Source organism: Frankia sp. CeD (assembly GCF_000732115.1).
Classification (GTDB): Bacteria; Actinomycetota; Actinomycetes; order Frankiales; family Frankiaceae; genus Frankia; species Frankia casuarinae.
Map to the genome: position 1 here is coordinate 133,646 of NZ_JPGU01000008.1, position 17,808 is coordinate 151,453.

Sequence of the window (17,808 nt, forward strand, 5' to 3'; positions counted from 1 at the left end):
ATNNCCTGCGCNGCCTCGGCACCGACTACATCGACCTCTACCAGGTCCACCGCCACGACTGGGACACCGACCTCGAGGACACCCTCGGCGCCCTGTCCGACCTCGTCCACGCCGGCAAGGTCCGCTACCTCGGCTCCTCCTCCTTCCCCGCCGACTGGATCGTCGAAGCCCAGTGGGCCGCCCGGCGCCGTAACAGCGAACGGTTCGTCTGCGAACAGCCCCAGTACTCCATCTTCGCCCGCTCCATCGAAGAAGCCGTCCTGCCCGCCGCCCAACGCCACACCATCGGCATCATCCCCTGGAGCCCGCTGGCCGGCGGCTGGCTCACCGGCAAGTACCGGCGCGGCGAGCAGGCTCCGGCCGGATCGCGCTACTCGTCACAGGGCTTGCTCGGCCGCCGCCAGGGTCAGGCACTCTCCGAGGACCCGCACGCACCCGCCCGCTTCACCGTGGTGGAGGAGCTGACCACCCTCGCCAAGCAGGCCGGCGTGTCCCTCACCCNCCTCGCGCTGGCCTTCGTCGACAGCCACCCCGCCGTCACCTCAACCATCATCGGGCCCAAGACGCTCACTCAGCTCGATGACGTCCTCCTGGCGGCCGAGATCACCCTCGACCAGGCGACACTCGACGCGATCGACGAGATCGTCACCCCCGGCACCGACATCGCCGGCACCAACCACCACAGCGGTAACCCGGCACTGCGGCCGAGTTGCCGGCGTCGGACGGCCCACTGACGGACGAACCACTGACCAGCCTGACCATGCCCACCCCCGACCAGCCACGTTTCTCGACTCACGGCACCGCCAAGCCGGTCGGCGCCGCGGCATCTCCGGAGGCAGACAAGCCGTCTTCCGGATCCTGAGACGATGCGCTACAGTCGCCCGAGTCAGGTAACATAAGGGGGGTTCAACATGAGTGTCATCGTCGCCGTGACCCTGAAAGTCGATCCAGCCGCTCTTCAGCAGCTGTTCGCATCGAAGGCAGACATCTTCACATCCATCGCCGAGCGGGCACAAAAGGTAGGAGCCTTGCACCATCGTTTCCTTGCCGGCCACGGGCAGGTCATCATCCTCGATGAATGGGATTCCACGGAGGCGTTCCAGGAGTTCTTCACCAATCAGCCTGAGATAGCCGCCCTCATGCGGGATGCCGGCGTCGAGGGACCCCCGGAGATTCAGGTCTGGCAGCCGATCGAAGGCGCGCCCGACACCTTCTGAGCGGGCGCGCGGGACACGGGCGGGGGATGGCTACGGCTCCCCGTATCCGCGCCGCGGAACGGACCGGTACCCCCGCCCGGAATCGTCATCACCAGAGTTCATGATGATATCTTTGAGAACACTCGAAGCGGTCAGGTGTTCCGAGTGCGCAGCAGCATGTGAAGTTCGTTGTTCCAGTCGATGCCGTTGCTCTCCCGCCCCGCTGGAACCTGTCCGTGGCAGTCGGCGAGAAAGGCGGTGACCTTCGACTTCGCCAGCTCGAGATCGGCATGCCCCGACGGGCTGGACAGGGACACCGTGATCACCGTCTGCCCNTTGGATCTCGTCGGCCGGATGCGCACGTCGCCGGTCCCGGCGGGAACCTCGATCCCTTCGGCCAGCAGCGCGCGGGCGAAGATCCAGGTGATGGCCTCTTCACCGGGACGTAGGATCAACTCAACGGCGAAGGGATCAGCCGGGTCATAACGGAGTGTGCCGGGGATCGCCTCTCGCTCCCCCTCCTCCGTGACGTAGTCAACGGATAGATCGCGCGCCACGACATGCGCGGGCGTCGAGCTGTGACGGAGCATCGCTGCCTCCCAACACGGTCGGATTCGACACTGTTCAGCATCGCGCCCGGCGACGCCCGGTTTGGCCACCCGACGGGCCTCTCTGGACGGGCGGATCAACCCGGCACGGCTAGGCCGGTCGGCATAGCCGGCGAGTGAACGCAACGTCACGGTTCCATCGCTATTTTGTCGCGGTTTCGGCATGGTTGCGGCGACCCCACGTCGAGAGATTCCGGCCGAGTCCGCCGACGGGTGCGGCGATGACCTCGTCACTGGCCCGACGGGTGTCGACGCTGGCCGTCGTACCGGTGGGAGGGAGTCGGCCCAGACCGTCAGGACCATCCGCCCCCACCGGCCGGCCCGTCGTCAACTCAGCCGCAGGGAGCCCGGTAGCCCATATCCCTGAAGGCAGTGCTCCATTCACCGGCGGTGATCCGGTTCGCCGGATCGGCGCACGCGGTGTCCGCGAGCCGGCCGGGCTCGGCGTCCCACAGCCGCAATGTCCCGTCGTGACCAGCCGAGACGACGACGCCCGTGCCGGAGACGAAGGCGATCGCGCTGATCGGCTGGGTGTGCCCGTGCCACTGGGTCAGCAGGATCGGCGTGTCCAGACGGGAGATGTCGGTCAGCCGGACCGTCTCGTCATCGCCGGCGGAGGCGACGACGTCGGCACCCGGCTCGAAGGCCACGCTCTGGATCCCGCCCAGCGAGCCGGTGGCGACGCCACGGGCGGGATTGTCCGGATACCGCACCTCCCACAGGCGCACCGTGGCGTCGACGCCGCCGGAGACCAGAACGCCTCCGTCGCCGGTGAAGACCACGGACCGCACCCCACGGCTGTGCCCGCGCAGGATTCCACCCGCGGTCGGCCGCGCCGCGTCCCGGATGTTCCACAGATGGACGGTGCCGTCCTCACCAGCGAACGCGAGCAGGGTGCCGTTAGGCGCGAAGGCCATCGAGCGCACTCCCCCGGTCTGACCGTCCGCCCGGACGCGCTGCTTCGGACGCGCCGGGTCCGTGACGTCCCACAGCGCGACGATGCCGTCCGCACTCGCGGACCCGAGAGTGTTGCTGTCCGGGCTGAAGGCCACCGACTGCACCGCGTCGGTGTGGGCCTGGATGGTTGACCATCGGACCATCTGGTCGGGGTCGTGCAGGTTCCACAGTCGGATCGTGCCGTCGGAATGGCCCGCGGCGAGCAGGCCACCGTCCCGGTTGAACGCCAGCGACTCGATCCAGCTGCGGCTCGGCACCGAGACGGAGGTGCGCCGGACCAGCTCGGTCCGACCGACGACTTCCCATAACGTGACCGTTCCGTTGTTGCTCCCCGCCGCGATCCAGTGCCCGTCCGGGCTCACCGCGAGCGCCAGCAGGGCACCGGTCCCGACGGGGATGGTGGTCGGGGTGATCCCGGCACCGAACAGCGCGATCATCGCGCTCCGGGTCCTGGCCGAGTGCGGCTCGGCGCGGTAGGCCGCGAGCGCGAGCCGGCGAGCGAGTCCCGTGTCGCCGTCCTGGAGGAGCAGCGCCCGCTCGGCGACCGCCTCAGGCACGCTCATCTCGGTCCGCGAGCCCCCGCCCCTGGTGGACACGATGGCGACCGTCGTCACGAGCACGGTGACGGCGGCCACCAGGGCAACGATGATCAGCGGACGTCGGTTGCGGGCCCGGTCGCCCGGTGGCGCGGCGGACGAGGACCTCCGCGACGACGAGGACGACCGCTGAGACGAGGACGACCGCTGAGACGAGGACGACGAGGACGACGGGGACGCTCCTCGCCCGGGGTCCTGGCTGTGTTCGTCCTCGGTCCAGACCGTCACCAGAGCATCGGCGAAGTCCCGGGACCGGGACGACGAGCCTGCGCCCGGCCGCCAGCGGGCATCCGGCCCGGACGGTGACGCCTCGCTCCCCGACGAGGACGACCCGAGCCCGGGAGAAGAGGTCGGGCCCGGAACCGACGACGGGCCCGGAACCGACGACGGGCCCGGAACCGACGACGGGCCGGACCGGGCTGGTGCCCCGGGAATGCCCGGCCCCGGGAACGAGATCAGGTTCGCCGGCGGCGGGGGTCCGATCGGCTGATGGCCGGTGACGGGCGTGATCGGACCCGCGAGGTCGGCGTCGCTCGCCGACGTTCCGGAGGCGCCGCCGGGGGACGTGTTCAGCGGCCGGATCAGCGCGGTCACCTCGGACAGGGACAGCCCCTTGACCGCCATCGGGGCTTCGACACGTAGGTCCAGAAGGCGCGCGTAGAGCTTCTCGGCGGTGGGTCGCTCCGCCGCTGCCTTGCGCATCGCATCGGAGACCAGGGGCCGCAGGCTGTCCTCGAAGCCGTCAAGCGTCGGAGGATCGTTGACCGTCCGGTACAGCACGCTGGGAGCGGGGCCGTTACCGAACGGGTAACGACCGGTCCCGGCGAAGATGAGGACACCGCCCCAGGCGAACACGTCCGCCGCCGAGGTGACCTGCTCGCCCAGGGCCTGTTCCGGCGCCATGAACGCCGGCGTCCCGAGCTGGCGATCCCCGCTGAGTACCGTCGCGGAGTCCAGGGCGCGCGCGATACCGAAATCGATCACCTTCGGCCCGAGCCGGGACAGCAGGATGTTGGACGGCTTCAGATCCCGGTGCACGAGTCCGGCCCGGTGGATCGCCATCAGCGCGGTGGTCATGCTCACCGCCAGCTGATGAAGCTCCGCCGGGGTCAACGGGCCGCGCGTGCCAACCGCCTCGGACAGCGTCGGCCCGTCGACGTACTCGGTCACCAGATAAGGCGGATCGGCGGTGATGTCGACGTCGAGGACCGCCGCGGNGCAGAAACGAGCGACCCGCCGGGCGTTGTCGGCCTCCTGCTTGAGCCGGCTGCGGAACTCGGCCAACCGGGCGAGATCCGCCCGGATCAGTTTGACCGCGACCAGACCACCGGCGGCGTTCTCCCCCAGGTAGACGGTCCCCATCCCACCCGCGCCGAGACGCCGCACCAGCCGGTAGGGACCGACCTCGGTCGGTTCGGAGGCAGCACGATCCGCGGGTCCGTCCGCGGGTCCGTCCGCGGGTCCACTCCGGCCGGGTGGGTGGGACATTAGCTGATCACTCCCGCCCGAGGTTGTCGAGGTTGTCGAGGATCCCGAGGTTGTCGGTCAGCAGGCCACCCGCGCCTGGCAACGCCCGGTAATGCCCGGCGGCGCCTGGCACCTAGCGACGCTGCGACCTGGCACGCCGACGTCCACGGGCCGCCATCTGGTAGTGCACGGCCAGGAATGACAGCGCCAGGAAGAGCGGAAGCAGCACCGACGAAGGCGAAGCGCTGGTGTCCGCGGAGACCAGCACCATGTCTATACCGGCGGAGAGGTTAGCTCCGCAGGCGGCGGTGACCGGACGGTAACCCGGCCGGAAGCTGGCGAACTGGACCACGGTCTCGAACGTGCCGTCCTGGTCGGCGACGGTCCGTCCGACCAGCTCGCCGCCCGCGGTGAGCACGGCCTGCGACCCGGGTCTGCAGCCGGCACCCCGGGCGAACAGCGTATCTCCGGCCGTCACGGCGCTCCGGTCGAACAACAGCTCACCGGGACGTGCCTCGCGTGCCACCGGCTCCCCCACATCCGGCTTCCCCACATCCGGCTCGGACACGCCGGGCTCGGACACGCCGGGCTCGGACACGGGTGTGCATACGCCCAGCACGCGCACCGTCCCCTTCGGGCAGCGGGACGGGGTGGGTGCCGCGCACTGCNCGTCCAGCGGAACCGCGAGGCCGCCGGGGCAGAGCCGGCGCCCGGCGGGGCAGTCGAGCGTCGCCGCGCGCACGGAACCGTCCCAGCAGACGACCGGGACCGGCGGGGATGGCCGCGGCGGCGGGCAGGCTTCGCCCACGGCGACGCCGACCACCGACCCAGGGCAGGCCTTCTGCGGCAGGGGGCACTGGTCGGCCGATCGGCGCACGGAGCCGTCCGGACAGGTAACCGAGGTCTCCTTCTCCCCCTTGGAGCCCGGCTTGGTGGAGTCGGTGACCGGGGACGAGGTGATGGGAGGTGGCGTGGTCTTCGTGCCCTCCGTGGGGCAGGGCGTCCCATCGACCAGGCCGAGCGGCAACGCGGGGGCGGGCGTCGCGCAGTGCCGGGGATCGCCGTCAGCACATCCCCTGTCTGTCCCCATCCCTGTACCCGTCCCCGGCGTTGACGTCGACGCCGGCCCGGAGGTGCACCGGGGTTGCGGGCAGGCACCGTTCGGCGGTGATGACGCCGCCGCGTCGGCCGATCGAGGCGTGCTCGGTGGGCAGGTCGGACCGTGCTGGTCGCAGGGGCCACCCGCATTGCGCGTGGCTGCGGCCGGGCAGGTCGGNGAACTGGACGTGCAGCGCCCACCAGCGTCCGTCGTCGTCCCCGACGGGCAGCTCGTCGCACTCGGATCGGAGTGGGGAGACGGGGTACCGCTGGGGGTCTCCGGGTTCGGCGCCGGATTCGGGATGGGAGGCCGGGACGGGGAGGTGGACGGCAGCGGAGACGTGGACGGGGGGATGGACCGGGTCGGGGACGGCAGCGGGGACGGGGACGCGGATGGCAGCGGGGACGGGGATGCGGACCGGGTCGGGGCTGGGGACGGGGACGGCAGCGGGGACGGGGGGATGGACCGGGACGGGGAGATGGACTCCGACGACGTGCCGGTCGACGTCCCGGGACTGACCATCGCCGTGGCGACGCCGGCCCCGCTGACCAAGAAAAACACAACGACAAACACCGTCGATACCAGACCGCGCGACGGCCGTGGCACGAATCGACCAGATACTCGCTGGCCAGACACCAGAGCGCCCCCCCGGGTGCGGCTGGCAACACGCCCGTTGCCGGCGGCCTGCCCCGGACCGGCGGAGACAACGTGATGCACGTTAGGCGGAAGTCCCGCCCTACGACGATCGATAGGATAACAGTCGCGTTGCCGGTCATCCGGGCCACGGGGGGAAGCGGTGAATGTCAGATTGCCGACGGAGAAGTCGGCGCGGGAAAGTATTTTCGTCGCCGTTTGCCTGACGGCGTGCCTGAGTTGGCTCATGTTACCCATGGCGTCTCCGGTCCATGCGGCGGACGGCGGCGGGGTGGAACTCGGCGTCACCGTCGACGGTCAGCCCCTCGGTGAGGACAACGTGGTCCTCGAAGCCAGTGCGGTCGCCCGCGTGGTGGTCAGCGTGCAGAACCTGACCCGGTCGAATGTCCCCGTCGACTCGGTACGGCTGAGCGGAACCGTGCTCGGCCTCACCTTCTTCGACTACGACACCCGGGTGCGCACAACCATCCCGGCCCGCGGATCGGCGAACTGGACCGTCGACCTGGATGTGCGCGACCTCGACGGTCGGGCTACCGGATTGATGCCGGTGGAGGTGGCGATCCGGGGCGCGGACCTGCACACAGTGGCCAGGGTAGCGGGAACCGCCGACATCCACGGATCGCTGTTGTCCATCTACGGGCTGTTCGGCCTCGGGCTTGTCGTCCTGATGGGGCTGCTCTGGGCCGTCGCGTTGCTCCCGCTCGGTCGCCATGCGGTGCCGGCCACCTGGTGGCAGCGCGGCCTGCGGTTCGTGCCCGCCGGCTGCGGGGTCGGCCTGTTCGTCATCTTCGCGCTTTCAGCCACCCGGCTGCTGTCGCCCGGCATCCCCAGTGATTTCGGCATCACCATCACGGCGACCGCCGTCTGCTTCGGGCTCGGAGCCCTGCTGCCCCAACTGGTCCCGACGACGAGGCGCGGCTGACCCCACCGGCCGTCCACGGCCTACGCGACCGCCTCGTGGTGCCCTCGGCGTGATGCGACGCGACGCTCCGGAGCCGCTTAGAGGACGACGTCACGACGTCAGGGCACCATCGCAGTCGACCGGCGGACCTTCCGAGGAGACCACGTGACCGATCACCTGCGAACCTCGACCGCGGGCCCCGCCCGCCCCGGCCTTCTCGAGGGTCGACGGGCCGCGCATCGGCGCGGTGGGCGCCGGGCTGCCGCGGTCATGGCGACGGGCACGGTGATCCTCGCCTTCACCGCCGCGTGCGGCGGCACAACCACCCCGACGCCACGGCCCACGCCGACCACGCCCGCTTCGGTGTCGGCCAAGCCGTCCCCGACCGGTCCGTTGACGAGCGCGGGAACCGCGGGCGCGACGAAGGTGACGGTCACCGAGACCGAGTTCGTGATCAAACTTTCCCGGAACACGTTCACCCCGGGCATCTACACCTTCGTCACCCAGAATGCCGGGCACGTGACGCACGCGCTGAGGATCGAGGGGCCCGGCCTGCACGAGGCCACGACGAAAGACCTCGCACCGGGTGAGTCCGAGGACCTCACCGTGACTCTGCAGCCGGGTACCTACGAGCTGGACTGCCCGGTCGACAACCACGAGTCGCTGGGGATGAAACTCGACATCACGGTGTCCTGAGCCGTCCGCACCATCTGGGTGGAGTCGGCTGAGGCCCACGTCAGCGCGCCGCTCACCGGCCCGCGCCCGCGACGTTCCGCGCCTCGCGGCCGCAGGCGGGGCGTGTCATTCATTNACAAGCCGACTACAGATCGACACCATCCGGCTTCAGTTAGTAATCAATTGACGGGGTGCCAGCCGGTCCTCCGTCCAGCCATCCCGACCCGATCCGGCGCCAGGATCCTGGCGACCGAACCCGTGCGACCGAACCCGTGCGACGGCGCCCCGGCGGCCACGACGACGGTCGGGAAGGCCTGACCAGGGAGGTCGGCCGTGCCGAACAACCGGAGAACATTCGTCCACCTAGCGGTCATGGCCGCAGCCGCCGCACCGTTGTCCCTCACCGGGCTTCCCCCGGCCCTGGCGGCGCCGGTTCCAGAACCACGACCTGACCCACGCCAGACGACGCCGGCCGGGGTCGGCATTCCCGGACCGGGCAGTCCCGGCTCGCTGACCAGTGGCAACAGCCGCGGACTCTACGTTGGTCACTGGGACAGCGGCGCGTACAGCACCACGGGCTTCCTTTGGCGCGACGGCACCGTGCATGTCCTCAACGGCAGCACAGAGCCGAAGGCGGTGACCGAGGACGGCTTGGTCATCGGCGATTTCGTCAGCCACTACGACCGGCAGGCGTTCCGGCTGGAACACGGAACCTCCCAGCCCCAGGGTCTGGGCTACCTCGGCGGCACCCACACGGCCGGCGGCTACAGCAGCGCCGCGGTGGCGGTCAACCGCGCCGGGGTCATCGTCGGCACCAGCACCACCAACGCCGGTACGTTCCATGCCTTCCGGTGGGCGGACAACCACCTGCAGGACCTGGGTACGCTCGGCGGCCCGAGCAGCTCCGCCGTCGCGGTCACCAGCGCCGGGGCCATCGCCGGCAGCAGTAACACCGCCGCCGGCCCGTCCCACGCCTTCCGCTGGTGGAGAGGCACCCTGCACGACCTGGGTACCCTCGGCGGCCCGTCAAGCACCGCGGTGGCCGCGAACGACGCCGGGCAGATCGTGGGCTACAGCGACACGGCCGACGGGCACACCCACGCCTTCCTCTGGGAACGCGGTCGTCTGATCGACCTCGGTACGCCGCCCGGCGACACCGAATCCTGGGCGATCGGGATCAACAACGCCGGCCAGGTCCTCGTCCTGAGCCGCGGCTCGTCGAACCATGCATTCGTCTGGTGGCACGGCCAGCGCGCGACCATCNGCGTGCCCAGCGGCGACTTTGGGGTGACCGCCATCAACGACCGGGGAACCGTCGCCGGCACGGCGAACGGGCACGCGTTCCGTTGGCGCGACGGCNGTTTCACCGATCTCGGCACGCTGGGCGGGCCGTACAGCGACGCGAACGCCATCACCCCCGCCGACGTCGTCCTCGGTTCCTCGGACCCGGCCGACTCCCCGATTCCGCTCGCGACCTTCTGGCCGGCCCCCGGCCGCTGACGCGGCGGCTGTCCGGTCAGCACAGCACATTGAACACCGTGAGCATGATCTAGTCGGTAAACAGGAGAGCACCACGTCGAACTCGTCGTCAGGGAACGGGAGGTCAGCCGCGTCCGTCTCCGTTCGCTCCAGGCTCAGTCCGCTCACTCCAGGCCCAGTCCAGGCCCGGTCCAGGCCCAGTCCGTGACGCGACCCGCGAGGCGTTTTCGGTCAGGATGGACGATGTCGGACGGAGGAGACCCCGCCGGCACGGCGGACCGCCGGCACCAGCACGGACGACCCGACGGAGGATCATCATGAGCGAGTCCGGAGACATCGCGGTACAGACCCTGCCCGGCCACGTCGCCGTCGTCGAGGTCTGCCGTCCGCCGCACAACTTCTTCGACGTGCGCCTGATCCAGACCCTCGCCGACATCTACGACAAGCTCGGCGCCGACTCCGACGTCCGTGCCGTCGTGCTGTGCTCCCAGGGCAGGAACTTCTGCGCCGGAGCCGACTTCTCCGGCGCGAGTGCGGCCGAGGCGATCTCGGCGGACGAGGGGGCGCCGGCCCTCTACCGCGAGGCGCTACGGCTGTTCGCCTCCCCGATACCGGTCGTGGCCGCGGTGCAGGGCAGCGCGGTCGGCGGCGGGCTGGGGCTCGCGCTGTCCGCGGACTTCCGGGTCGCAAGCCCGGACAGCCGCTTCGCGGCGAACTTCTCCCGGATCGGGCTGCACCAGGGCTTCGGCATCTCGGTGACCCTGCCGGCGGTCGTCGGCCGGCAGAAGGCGCTCGACCTGCTCTACACCGGTCGCCGGGTTGGTGGGCAGGAGGCGTTCGACATCGGCCTCGCCGACCGGCTCGTGCCGAACGCCGAGCTGCGGGAGGCCGCGGTGGCGCTGGCCGGTGAGGTCACCGCCGCCGCGCCGCTGGCCGTGCGCAGCATCCGGGAGACGATGTGGGCGGATCTCGTCCCCGTCATCCGGGCGGCCACCGAGCGGGAAACCGCCGAGCAGGCCAGACTGNGGGCCACCGAGGACTTCGCCGAGGGGGTGCGCGCCTCGACGGAGCGCCGCGCGCCCCGTTTCACCGGCCGCTGAGTGGTCCGGGCGTGCCGGTCCTCGGGGATTTCGGGCGGGCGGGACGAGCCAGCGGTCAGGCCTGGCCGCGGGCCGCCGCCTCAGCCGGTGAGGAACCGCCCGCCCAGATAGGCCTCGGCCAGCTCGCAACTGTCCCGGGCGTACTCGGAGGCGCTCGGCACCGCGTCCGAGTGCGGATGGGTGCCCAGCCAGGCCACCAGGAGCAGCCGGCGCAACAGGACGAAGGTAGGGATCATCGCTACGTCGTCCGCGGTGAGCGGGCGCTGGCGCTGGTAGGCGGCCAGCCAGGCGGCCACCAGGTCGCCGGCCTCGTCGAGGTGCTCGATGAAGGACAGCGACGCGGCGAGATCCCAGAGGTACCAGCCGAAGCCGCAGTCGTCGAAATCGATCACGCAGACGTCCCCGGTGGACGCATCCCGGGGTACCAGGAGGTTCGCCAGCCGCATGTCGGCGTGGACGAGCCCGAACCGGTCCGGCCCGGTGCCGAAGGCGGCCAGGCGTGCCTCGATGTCGGCCGCGGCCCGGCTCAGCAGGCCCAACGCCGCGCGGCCGTCCCCCCGCGGGCCGTCCCCCGGCGGGCCGGGGCCGTCGGCCAGCGCGGTGACCAAGCCCTCCGACCAGCTCCCCCACCGGCCGGCGTCGCCGAGCATGCTCCGCCAGGTCCACTCGAAGCGGGCGAAGGTAGTCGGGCGGGACCACTCCCGCGCGTGCCGGTGCAGCCGCGCGGTGATGTCCCCGAGCTGCCCGAACGCGCCGCGCAGGGACATGGGGTCCGTCGGTTCCGGTGAACGTCCGTCGACCCATTCGAACAACACGGCGTGCCGCTCGGCACCATCCGGCCCAGCGGGATCCAGCCCAGCGGGATCCGGCGAGGCGGCACTCGGCGGGAGGGTTCCGGTCGCGGCCACGGTCGCCACGGGCCCACCCGCCCTCGTCGGCACGACCGGCGGCGTCACGACCACGCCGTCGGCGCGCAGGGCAGCCACCCACGCCAGCTCCCCGTGAATCTCGACGAGAGTGTGGTACCCGGGCCGGTGCAGCCGCAACGCCCAACGCCGGCCGGTCGCCGGGTCGTCCACGCGGTAAGTGACGTTCTCCGAGACATGCAGCAGGCTCGCCCGCGGCGACGGGCCGAGATCATAGGCGGCGAGGACGTCACCGAGGACGCCATCCAGCCCCACCAGCCCGTCGACGGAGGTCGTGCTCACCGTACGACCACCGGTCCGGGCGAGATGGCGTCCCCGTGGGAGGACGTGACCCCGCGTACCGCTCCGGCCTGCTTGAACCCTTGCCTGAACCCTGTTTCACCAGGGGAAATGGTCCGCATCCATCTTGTTTGCCGGAGTCGGCGGGCCGCCGTCAAGGAACCGGGCCCGGCCGCACCCACCGTCGAAACCCACCATCGAAGAACCACCGCCACGGCAAGAGCACGGCTACGGCAAGAGCACGGCTACGGCAAGAGCGACGACGCGCCCCAGCCTGCCGGGGCCGAACTGCGCGCGCAGCTCACAGCGGCCGACGTCGTGCTGTTCCGCACCCCGCAGTACGCAGGCGCGCTACCTGGAAGCTTCAAGAACTGGAAGCTTCAAGAACCTGATCGACTGGACGATCGGCGGCGGGGAGCTCTACGGTAAGTCCGCTGCCTGGGTCAACGTGGCCGCCCCGAGCCGGGGGAGGGGTGCCCGGGCCGAGCTGGGGACGGTGCTGGACCAGGTGGCTGCCAACGTCAGCGCGTCGGCCTGCGCGTCGTTGCCCGTGGCAAGGGAGGCCATCGGTCCGGACGGCACGGTGAGCGACCCACGGGTGCGTGCCGGACTCGCCGAGGTTCCGCGGGCCGTCGTGCACCACCTCGGCCTGGCAGACACGGCAGACACGGCAGATGTCGCGGACACGGCAGATGTCGCGGCGGGGNGAGCCCNTCGCGGCCCACCGGCGACCGACCCGGACGGCCGACCACCGATGGACCCGCGTGTGGGACACCGATCTTCCCTCCCTTGCGCCCTGCGCGGCGTCTCACCCGGACAGGTGACCCGCCGCGGCCGGACACGTCAGTTCGGGATGGGCTGGCAGTTGGGTTGCGGGACGGGTGGGTAGGGAGGGCAGGGTGTGCCGGGCGGCTGGCAGCCCGCGCCGGTGGTGAGCAGACCGAGCGTGACGGCGGCTCCGATGGTCACCAGAATGCGACGGACACCGACAGCTCGCCCGGTTCTTCTCTTAACGGGTCGACGCATATTTGAACCTCTCTCGCGTCTCTCACGTGTTCTCCGATCCGCTATTCCCTACCAGAACTTCCCCACTCAATGACAACGGCGCGCCGAGCCCTTCGATTCCGTTTCACGTTTACGTATTCCCGTCCGGATTATCGGGCCGCGCATCGGGCGGGCAGCCGGGCCGGTGAGAACCCGATGCGGTTGACACCGGAACGCCCCTGCCCGTCCAACCATCGATGACAACATTCACAAGATGGGAGAACCGATACATCTGTGTCGAACCGGCGCAAGTCCGGGCGGCGGTCACGCCTGCCGTTGACCGCCGTTGACCGCCGTTGACCGCCATCCGGGAGGACCATTCCAGTTACCGACCATTGCCCGACAGCACGGGCCGGATGACCGACTGCGTCCACATTCACCGGGGGTGCCCGCAAGGGGTATCCGCATACCCCGGATGGGCTCATGCTTCCGGTCCGGTGGAGATGTTCCCGTAGGACCTGACCACTCAGCGTACCGGGCCCCTAGTATCCTCGGGCCGGGATGACAGATTTCTGGAAATACAGCGCGGAGGAAACCATGCTCCCCTCACCGGGCAGGTCGGTGTGCCGCCCGCACCTCGATCTGGTGCCCGTCCTTACCGACGACTCCGGGGCTATGGGGGATGCGGCGCAATCCGTTTCGGCCCGTACCCGGCACCCGTCCCGCCGCGCCGTATCCATCATGGTCACCGCAATACTGCTCATTCTGTTCTCAGCGTTGCCTGCCGGCGCCATGATCCGCCGTTCGACGTATCATCCACTCCCGGTGATCAACGTTTCGTACGAGACCGGCGCGGTGAGCGGCGTCGGGCGGCAGACCGACCTGACAATCACTGACAAAGGACCGGGGATCCTGCACGTCCAGTCAATCTCGGTGGACGGTGAGCGCCTCCTGGATCAGAACTCCCACCTCCGGATCGCGCCGGGGCACAGCTACATGTTCACTTTCGGCTGGGCCGGTGGTCCCGGGGGTGGTCCGGACGGGCCGACGGTCGTCATCGACAGCGATGCGCCTACCAGCCCCACCGTCCTCCACATCGGCTATCAGTGAGGCCGCACCGGCAACGACGGCGAGGCCCGGGGTACCGGCGACCGTCCGCGGTACCGGCGACCGTCCGGAGGGCGCCGATGCCGTTCGCCGGCGCCACCGGTGCGCTCGCAATCCGGACGGATCGGGAACGGGCGACCGTGGTCTCGGATGTCTGCTACCGGCAGACCGGGCGACCGTGCCCGTTCGGCGCGCATAAGAATGGAGGGGATGACACCACGATCGTTCGTTGACCATCTTGCGGATCTGGACTTGCCGGCGCTGGCCGCTCTGCTCCGCTCGCGTCCGGACGTGCTGATCGAGCCGGTACCCCGCGGTTTCGGGCAGCTCGCGCAGCGGCTGGAAAGCCCGGATTCGCTGGCGGCGGCGCTGTGGGAGCTGAACCGCGACACGCTCCGGGTCGGCCAGGCGGCGGCGCTGCTGGGGGAGTCCGCGACGGTGCCCCGGATGGCCGAGCTGTTGGGCGCGTTACCGGACGCGGTGCGCGCCGGGGTGGACGATCTGTGCGCCCGCGGCCTCGCCTGGACCGACACGGTGGTCCGACTCCCGGAGCCGCTGCACAACCACTGGGTCGAGGAGATCAGCTCCGCCCGCCCGGTCGCAAAGATCGCCCGCAACGTCCTGGTCGAGGATCTGCGTAAGGCGGTCACGGCGCTCGGGGCTCCGGCCGAAAACCTGCGCAAGACCGAGCTGGTCGCGCGGCTCACCGAACTCATGNCCGATGCCCGCCGCATCGCGACGATCATCGCTTCCCTGCCCGCCCCGGCGCGGCAGCAACTCGATGACCTGCGCCTGGCCACGGCCGGCGGCTACTTCCCCTACATGTTCCCCTACACGCCCTTCGAGGAGATCCATGACCGCAGGGCAGCCACGCGGTCCATCAGGCAGCTGATCACCGCGGGGCTGGTGCTGGGCGTCGGCAACCGGCCGGAGCTCCCCCGTGAGGTCGCGGTCGCCGCCTGGCTGGCCAGGCAGGACCTGGGGCTCACCGGGCCGCCGGACATTCCCCGGCCGGAGGTGAACGAGGCCGCCGTCCGGTCGAGCTCCCAGGCGGCCGCCCAGGGCGCTATCCGCGCCGTGACCGCCCTGCTCGACGAGGCCGCCGCCGCCCCCGTCGTGGCGCTCAAGCGAGGAGGCGTCGGTGGGCGGGAACGGGCCCGGCTGGCGAAGCGGCTGTCGACACCGTTGGCCGAGCTGCCGCTGTGGATCGACCTGGTCGCGGCCGCCGGCCTGCTGGCCTTCACCGAAGGCGGCTACGCACCGAGCCCGCGGTTCCAGGAGTGGCGGGAGGAGTCGCCAAGCCATCAGTGGGCGACGCTGGCGGCGGCGTGGCACGCTCTGGAGCACGCGCCGACGAGCCGCGAGGGTGCCGACGAGAAGGACGTCCCGCCGCCCCTGCCCATCGGGTCGGGGGCGGGCCAGATTCGCCGGGTGCTGATCCGCGCGGCGGCCGGCGGGCGGTCGGTGCGGCTCACGGCTGAGAACCTCGACTGGTTCTTCCCCCTGCACGGCTACGACGCCGCCACCTGCAAGATCAAGGTGGCGGCGTCGATCNGCGAGGCCGAGCTGCTCGGGGTGTTCGCCCTCGACGTCCTGTCCGAGCCCGGCCAGGCCCTGATCGAGGCCGCGCCGAGCACCACCGACGCGGCGGCTGCCACCGTCGGGCTTATGATCGTCTCGACCGCGGACGAGCTCGCCGCGCAGGTCGCGAGGACGGTGCGGGATCTGGCGGACCGCTGCGCCGAGCTGCTGCCCGCGACGCCGTCCAGCCTGATCCTGCAGTCCGATCTCACCGCGGTCGTGTCCGGCCAGCCCAGCGCGGCGATATCCCAGCTCCTGCGGGCCGCGGCGGTGCCGGAGTCCCGGGGCGCGGCCGGGACCTGGCGGTTCACCTCCGCCAGCGTCCGCGCCGCGATGGACGCCGGATGGTCCGCCACCGAGCTGCTCGAACAGCTACGCGCCATCGCCGACCACGGTCTCCCGCAGCCGCTCGAATNCCTCATCGCCGACGTCGCCCGCCGGCACGGACACGTGCGGGTCCGCGGGATGCGCAGCGCCGTCCTCGCCGACGAGCCCACGACCGCCGAGATCCTCCACACCCGGACACTGGCGAAGCTGCACCTCGCCCGGCTCGCCCCCACCGTGCTGGCCAGCCCGGTGGAACTGGACACGGTCCTCGCCGAGCTGCGCCGGACGGGCTTCTACCCCGTCGCCGAGGACGCGACGGGCACCGTCATCGTGACGAGCGGACCGGGGCGGAAGGCGCCGCGGGGGGCCCCGGCACAGCCGTCCCGGGAGTCCCGGGCGTCCCGACCGCANGGAGGGNCCCCCGCCGGTCCGCCGGCGACCCGACGGCGGCTGACGGCCGACGAACTCGCCCAGCGCCTGCGCACCGGCAATGACGACGGTGTCACCCTGCTGACCGACCTGGCCCAGCGGCTCGGCGAGATGAACGGACGGCTAAACGACGCCGAGCTCGCCGTGCTGGCGGACGCGGTGGAACGCCGCAGCGATGTGGTCATCGCCTACCGGGACAAGCAGGGCACCCGGACGGTCCGCCGCATCCAGCCGAACCAGCTCTTCGGCCGGTGGCTGGACTCCTGGTGCCACCTGCGCAACGCCGAGCGCGAGTTCGCCATCGCCAACATCGAGTCCGTCAGTCCCGTCGGCTGACCGGCACCCCCTTCTCCCCGGGCATGACCGGTCAGCCGGGTTCCGCAGGCAGTAGGTCCATGCCGATCAGCTCTCGAATCTGGACCCGTCGGCTCTCACGCCCGGCCAGCCCGGGGCGGGGCCGCCAGGCCCGGGGCGGCTCAGGCGGGTCGACCGAGCTGGCGAGCGAGCCGCGTCTGGTCGAAGTACAGCCGGTTCTCGGTGATCAGGCCGCGCTCGACCCGGTAGACCTCGACGACACGCAGGTTGATCCGACGCCCGGTGGGCGCGAGCTCCGTACCGTCCGGGTCGCGGTAGACGCCGACGTGCGTCGCGGTCAGCGTGTACTCCTCGACCACGATCTCGCCCTGCTCGGCCAGCACGTGGGTATCGACGTCGATCTCACCGAAGGCCGCCAGGAAGGCGGCGCTGTACTCGGCGCCCGCCGCGCGCCCCTTGATCCGCACCCCGCCCGGTGCCTCGACGACCAGATCCTCGTCAAGTAGCGACAGCACCGAGGCCTCGTCACCGAGGTCGAAGGCGTCCAGCGCGCGCTTCACCGTGTCCAGCGCCTCTCCCACGTGACATCCTCCAGGCTTGCCTGCCGCACACACCGCCCAGAGGGCGATCATCCCACCACCGGGCCGGTTCCCGACGGAAAACCGGATGTCCGGGAGGACGTCAGACGCTCGTGGTCGAGCCGGGGCGGATGATCATCAGAACGGTGACGATGACCCAGAGCAGGCTGAACACACCGGCCGCCATCGCGAGACCGCTCGTGCGGGCGCGCGCCGCGGCCGCGTCCATGGCCACCGCGCCACCATCCATGGCCACCGCGCCACCATCCATGGCCACCGCGCCACCATCCTGCGCACGGTCGGGGACGGCCGGGGATCCGGCGACGATCTCGTCGAGGACGTCACGCTGTCCGGGCAGCACCACGATGAGGAGCACGGCGGCGGCTACGGTCGTCAGCACGATCGCGACGATCAACCAGCTCTGCCCAAGAACCGTTGCATGAAAGCGCTTGATAGCGTCCGCTCATGCCGCCTCGCCTCTCGGCGAGGCACCCCCGGTCTGACCGGCCGTGGCCGTGCCGGGTTCCCGCTTCCCAGCCACCCGCCCGCT

Annotated in this window: 14 protein-coding genes and 1 pseudogene (1 of these 15 running past the window's edge); 10 read left to right on the plus strand and 5 right to left on the minus strand. The window is 70.9% G+C overall.

Features of this window, described 5'->3' with window-relative positions; all coding sequences use genetic code 11:
• Positions 1-734, plus strand: a pseudogene (locus CED_RS07880) (aldo/keto reductase); it begins 313 nt to the left of the window's first position.
• Between the two features lie 177 nt (positions 735-911).
• Positions 912-1,217: a hypothetical protein gene (locus CED_RS25140; protein WP_011437796.1), complete on the plus strand. Its 306-nt coding sequence runs from the start codon at positions 912-914 to the stop codon at positions 1,215-1,217.
• Between the two features lie 131 nt (positions 1,218-1,348).
• On the opposite strand, the gene CED_RS07890 is transcribed toward CED_RS25140, so the two are convergent.
• Together CED_RS07890 and CED_RS07895 are read right to left on the minus strand one after the other, a co-directional pair.
• A complete protein-coding gene (locus tag CED_RS07890; protein WP_035909550.1) occupies positions 1,349-1,786 on the minus strand; it encodes an SsgA family sporulation/cell division regulator in 438 nt (145 codons plus the stop codon).
• A 350-nt stretch (positions 1,787-2,136) separates the two neighbouring features.
• Positions 2,137-4,845 carry a WD40 repeat domain-containing serine/threonine protein kinase gene (locus CED_RS07895; protein ID WP_035909552.1) on the minus strand — a complete coding sequence of 903 codons (2,709 nt, stop codon included), beginning with the start codon at positions 4,843-4,845 and terminating at the stop codon, positions 2,137-2,139.
• A 1,265-nt stretch (positions 4,846-6,110) separates the two neighbouring features.
• Here CED_RS07895 and CED_RS24245 point away from each other — a divergent pair.
• From CED_RS24245 to CED_RS07925, 5 genes are all read left to right on the plus strand, one after another.
• The gene (locus tag CED_RS24245; protein ID WP_160172375.1) at positions 6,111-6,635 is read left to right on the plus strand and encodes a hypothetical protein; all 525 of its coding nucleotides are present in this window, start codon (positions 6,111-6,113) and stop codon (positions 6,633-6,635) included.
• A 177-nt stretch (positions 6,636-6,812) separates the two neighbouring features.
• Positions 6,813-7,499, plus strand: a complete 687-nt coding sequence (locus tag CED_RS07910) for a hypothetical protein (protein WP_235186952.1) — start codon at positions 6,813-6,815, stop codon at positions 7,497-7,499.
• 144 nt (positions 7,500-7,643) lie between these two features.
• Positions 7,644-8,174: a hypothetical protein gene (locus CED_RS07915; RefSeq protein ID WP_011437800.1), complete on the plus strand. Its 531-nt coding sequence runs from the start codon at positions 7,644-7,646 to the stop codon at positions 8,172-8,174.
• Positions 8,175-8,525: 351 nt separating this feature from the next.
• Positions 8,526-9,653, plus strand: a complete 1,128-nt coding sequence (locus CED_RS07920) for an HAF repeat-containing protein (RefSeq protein ID WP_235186953.1) — start codon at positions 8,526-8,528, stop codon at positions 9,651-9,653.
• 296 nt (positions 9,654-9,949) lie between these two features.
• Positions 9,950-10,732, plus strand: a complete 783-nt coding sequence (locus CED_RS07925; RefSeq protein WP_035909555.1) for an enoyl-CoA hydratase/isomerase family protein — start codon at positions 9,950-9,952, stop codon at positions 10,730-10,732.
• Positions 10,733-10,812: 80 nt separating this feature from the next.
• On the opposite strand, the gene CED_RS07930 is transcribed toward CED_RS07925, so the two are convergent.
• On the minus strand, positions 10,813-11,940 hold the full coding sequence (locus CED_RS07930) for a phosphotransferase enzyme family protein (protein ID WP_011437803.1): 1,128 nt from the start codon (positions 11,938-11,940) through the stop codon (positions 10,813-10,815).
• Between the two features lie 108 nt (positions 11,941-12,048).
• On the opposite strand from CED_RS07930, the gene CED_RS25145 reads away from it, so the two are divergent.
• The 3 genes from CED_RS25145 (at position 12,049) to CED_RS07940 (ending at position 16,701) form a co-directional block, all read left to right on the plus strand.
• Positions 12,049-12,366, plus strand: a complete 318-nt coding sequence (locus CED_RS25145) for an NAD(P)H-dependent oxidoreductase (RefSeq protein WP_235186954.1) — start codon at positions 12,049-12,051, stop codon at positions 12,364-12,366.
• 1,380 nt (positions 12,367-13,746) lie between these two features.
• Positions 13,747-14,031, plus strand: a complete 285-nt coding sequence (locus CED_RS07935; protein ID WP_131728932.1) for a hypothetical protein — start codon at positions 13,747-13,749, stop codon at positions 14,029-14,031.
• A 207-nt stretch (positions 14,032-14,238) separates the two neighbouring features.
• The gene (locus CED_RS07940) at positions 14,239-16,701 is read left to right on the plus strand and encodes a helicase-associated domain-containing protein (protein ID WP_235186955.1); all 2,463 of its coding nucleotides are present in this window, start codon (positions 14,239-14,241) and stop codon (positions 16,699-16,701) included.
• 140 nt (positions 16,702-16,841) lie between these two features.
• Here the strand turns inward: CED_RS07940 and CED_RS07945 are convergent, their stop codons facing one another.
• Together CED_RS07945 and CED_RS07950 are read right to left on the minus strand one after the other, a co-directional pair.
• Positions 16,842-17,261 (minus strand): ester cyclase, encoded by a 420-nt coding sequence (locus CED_RS07945; RefSeq protein WP_011437807.1) that lies wholly within the window; start codon positions 17,259-17,261, stop codon positions 16,842-16,844.
• 100 nt (positions 17,262-17,361) lie between these two features.
• Positions 17,362-17,673, minus strand: coding sequence for a hypothetical protein (locus CED_RS07950; protein WP_011437808.1), 312 nt, complete (start codon positions 17,671-17,673; stop codon positions 17,362-17,364).
• Positions 17,674-17,808 lie beyond the last annotated feature (135 nt).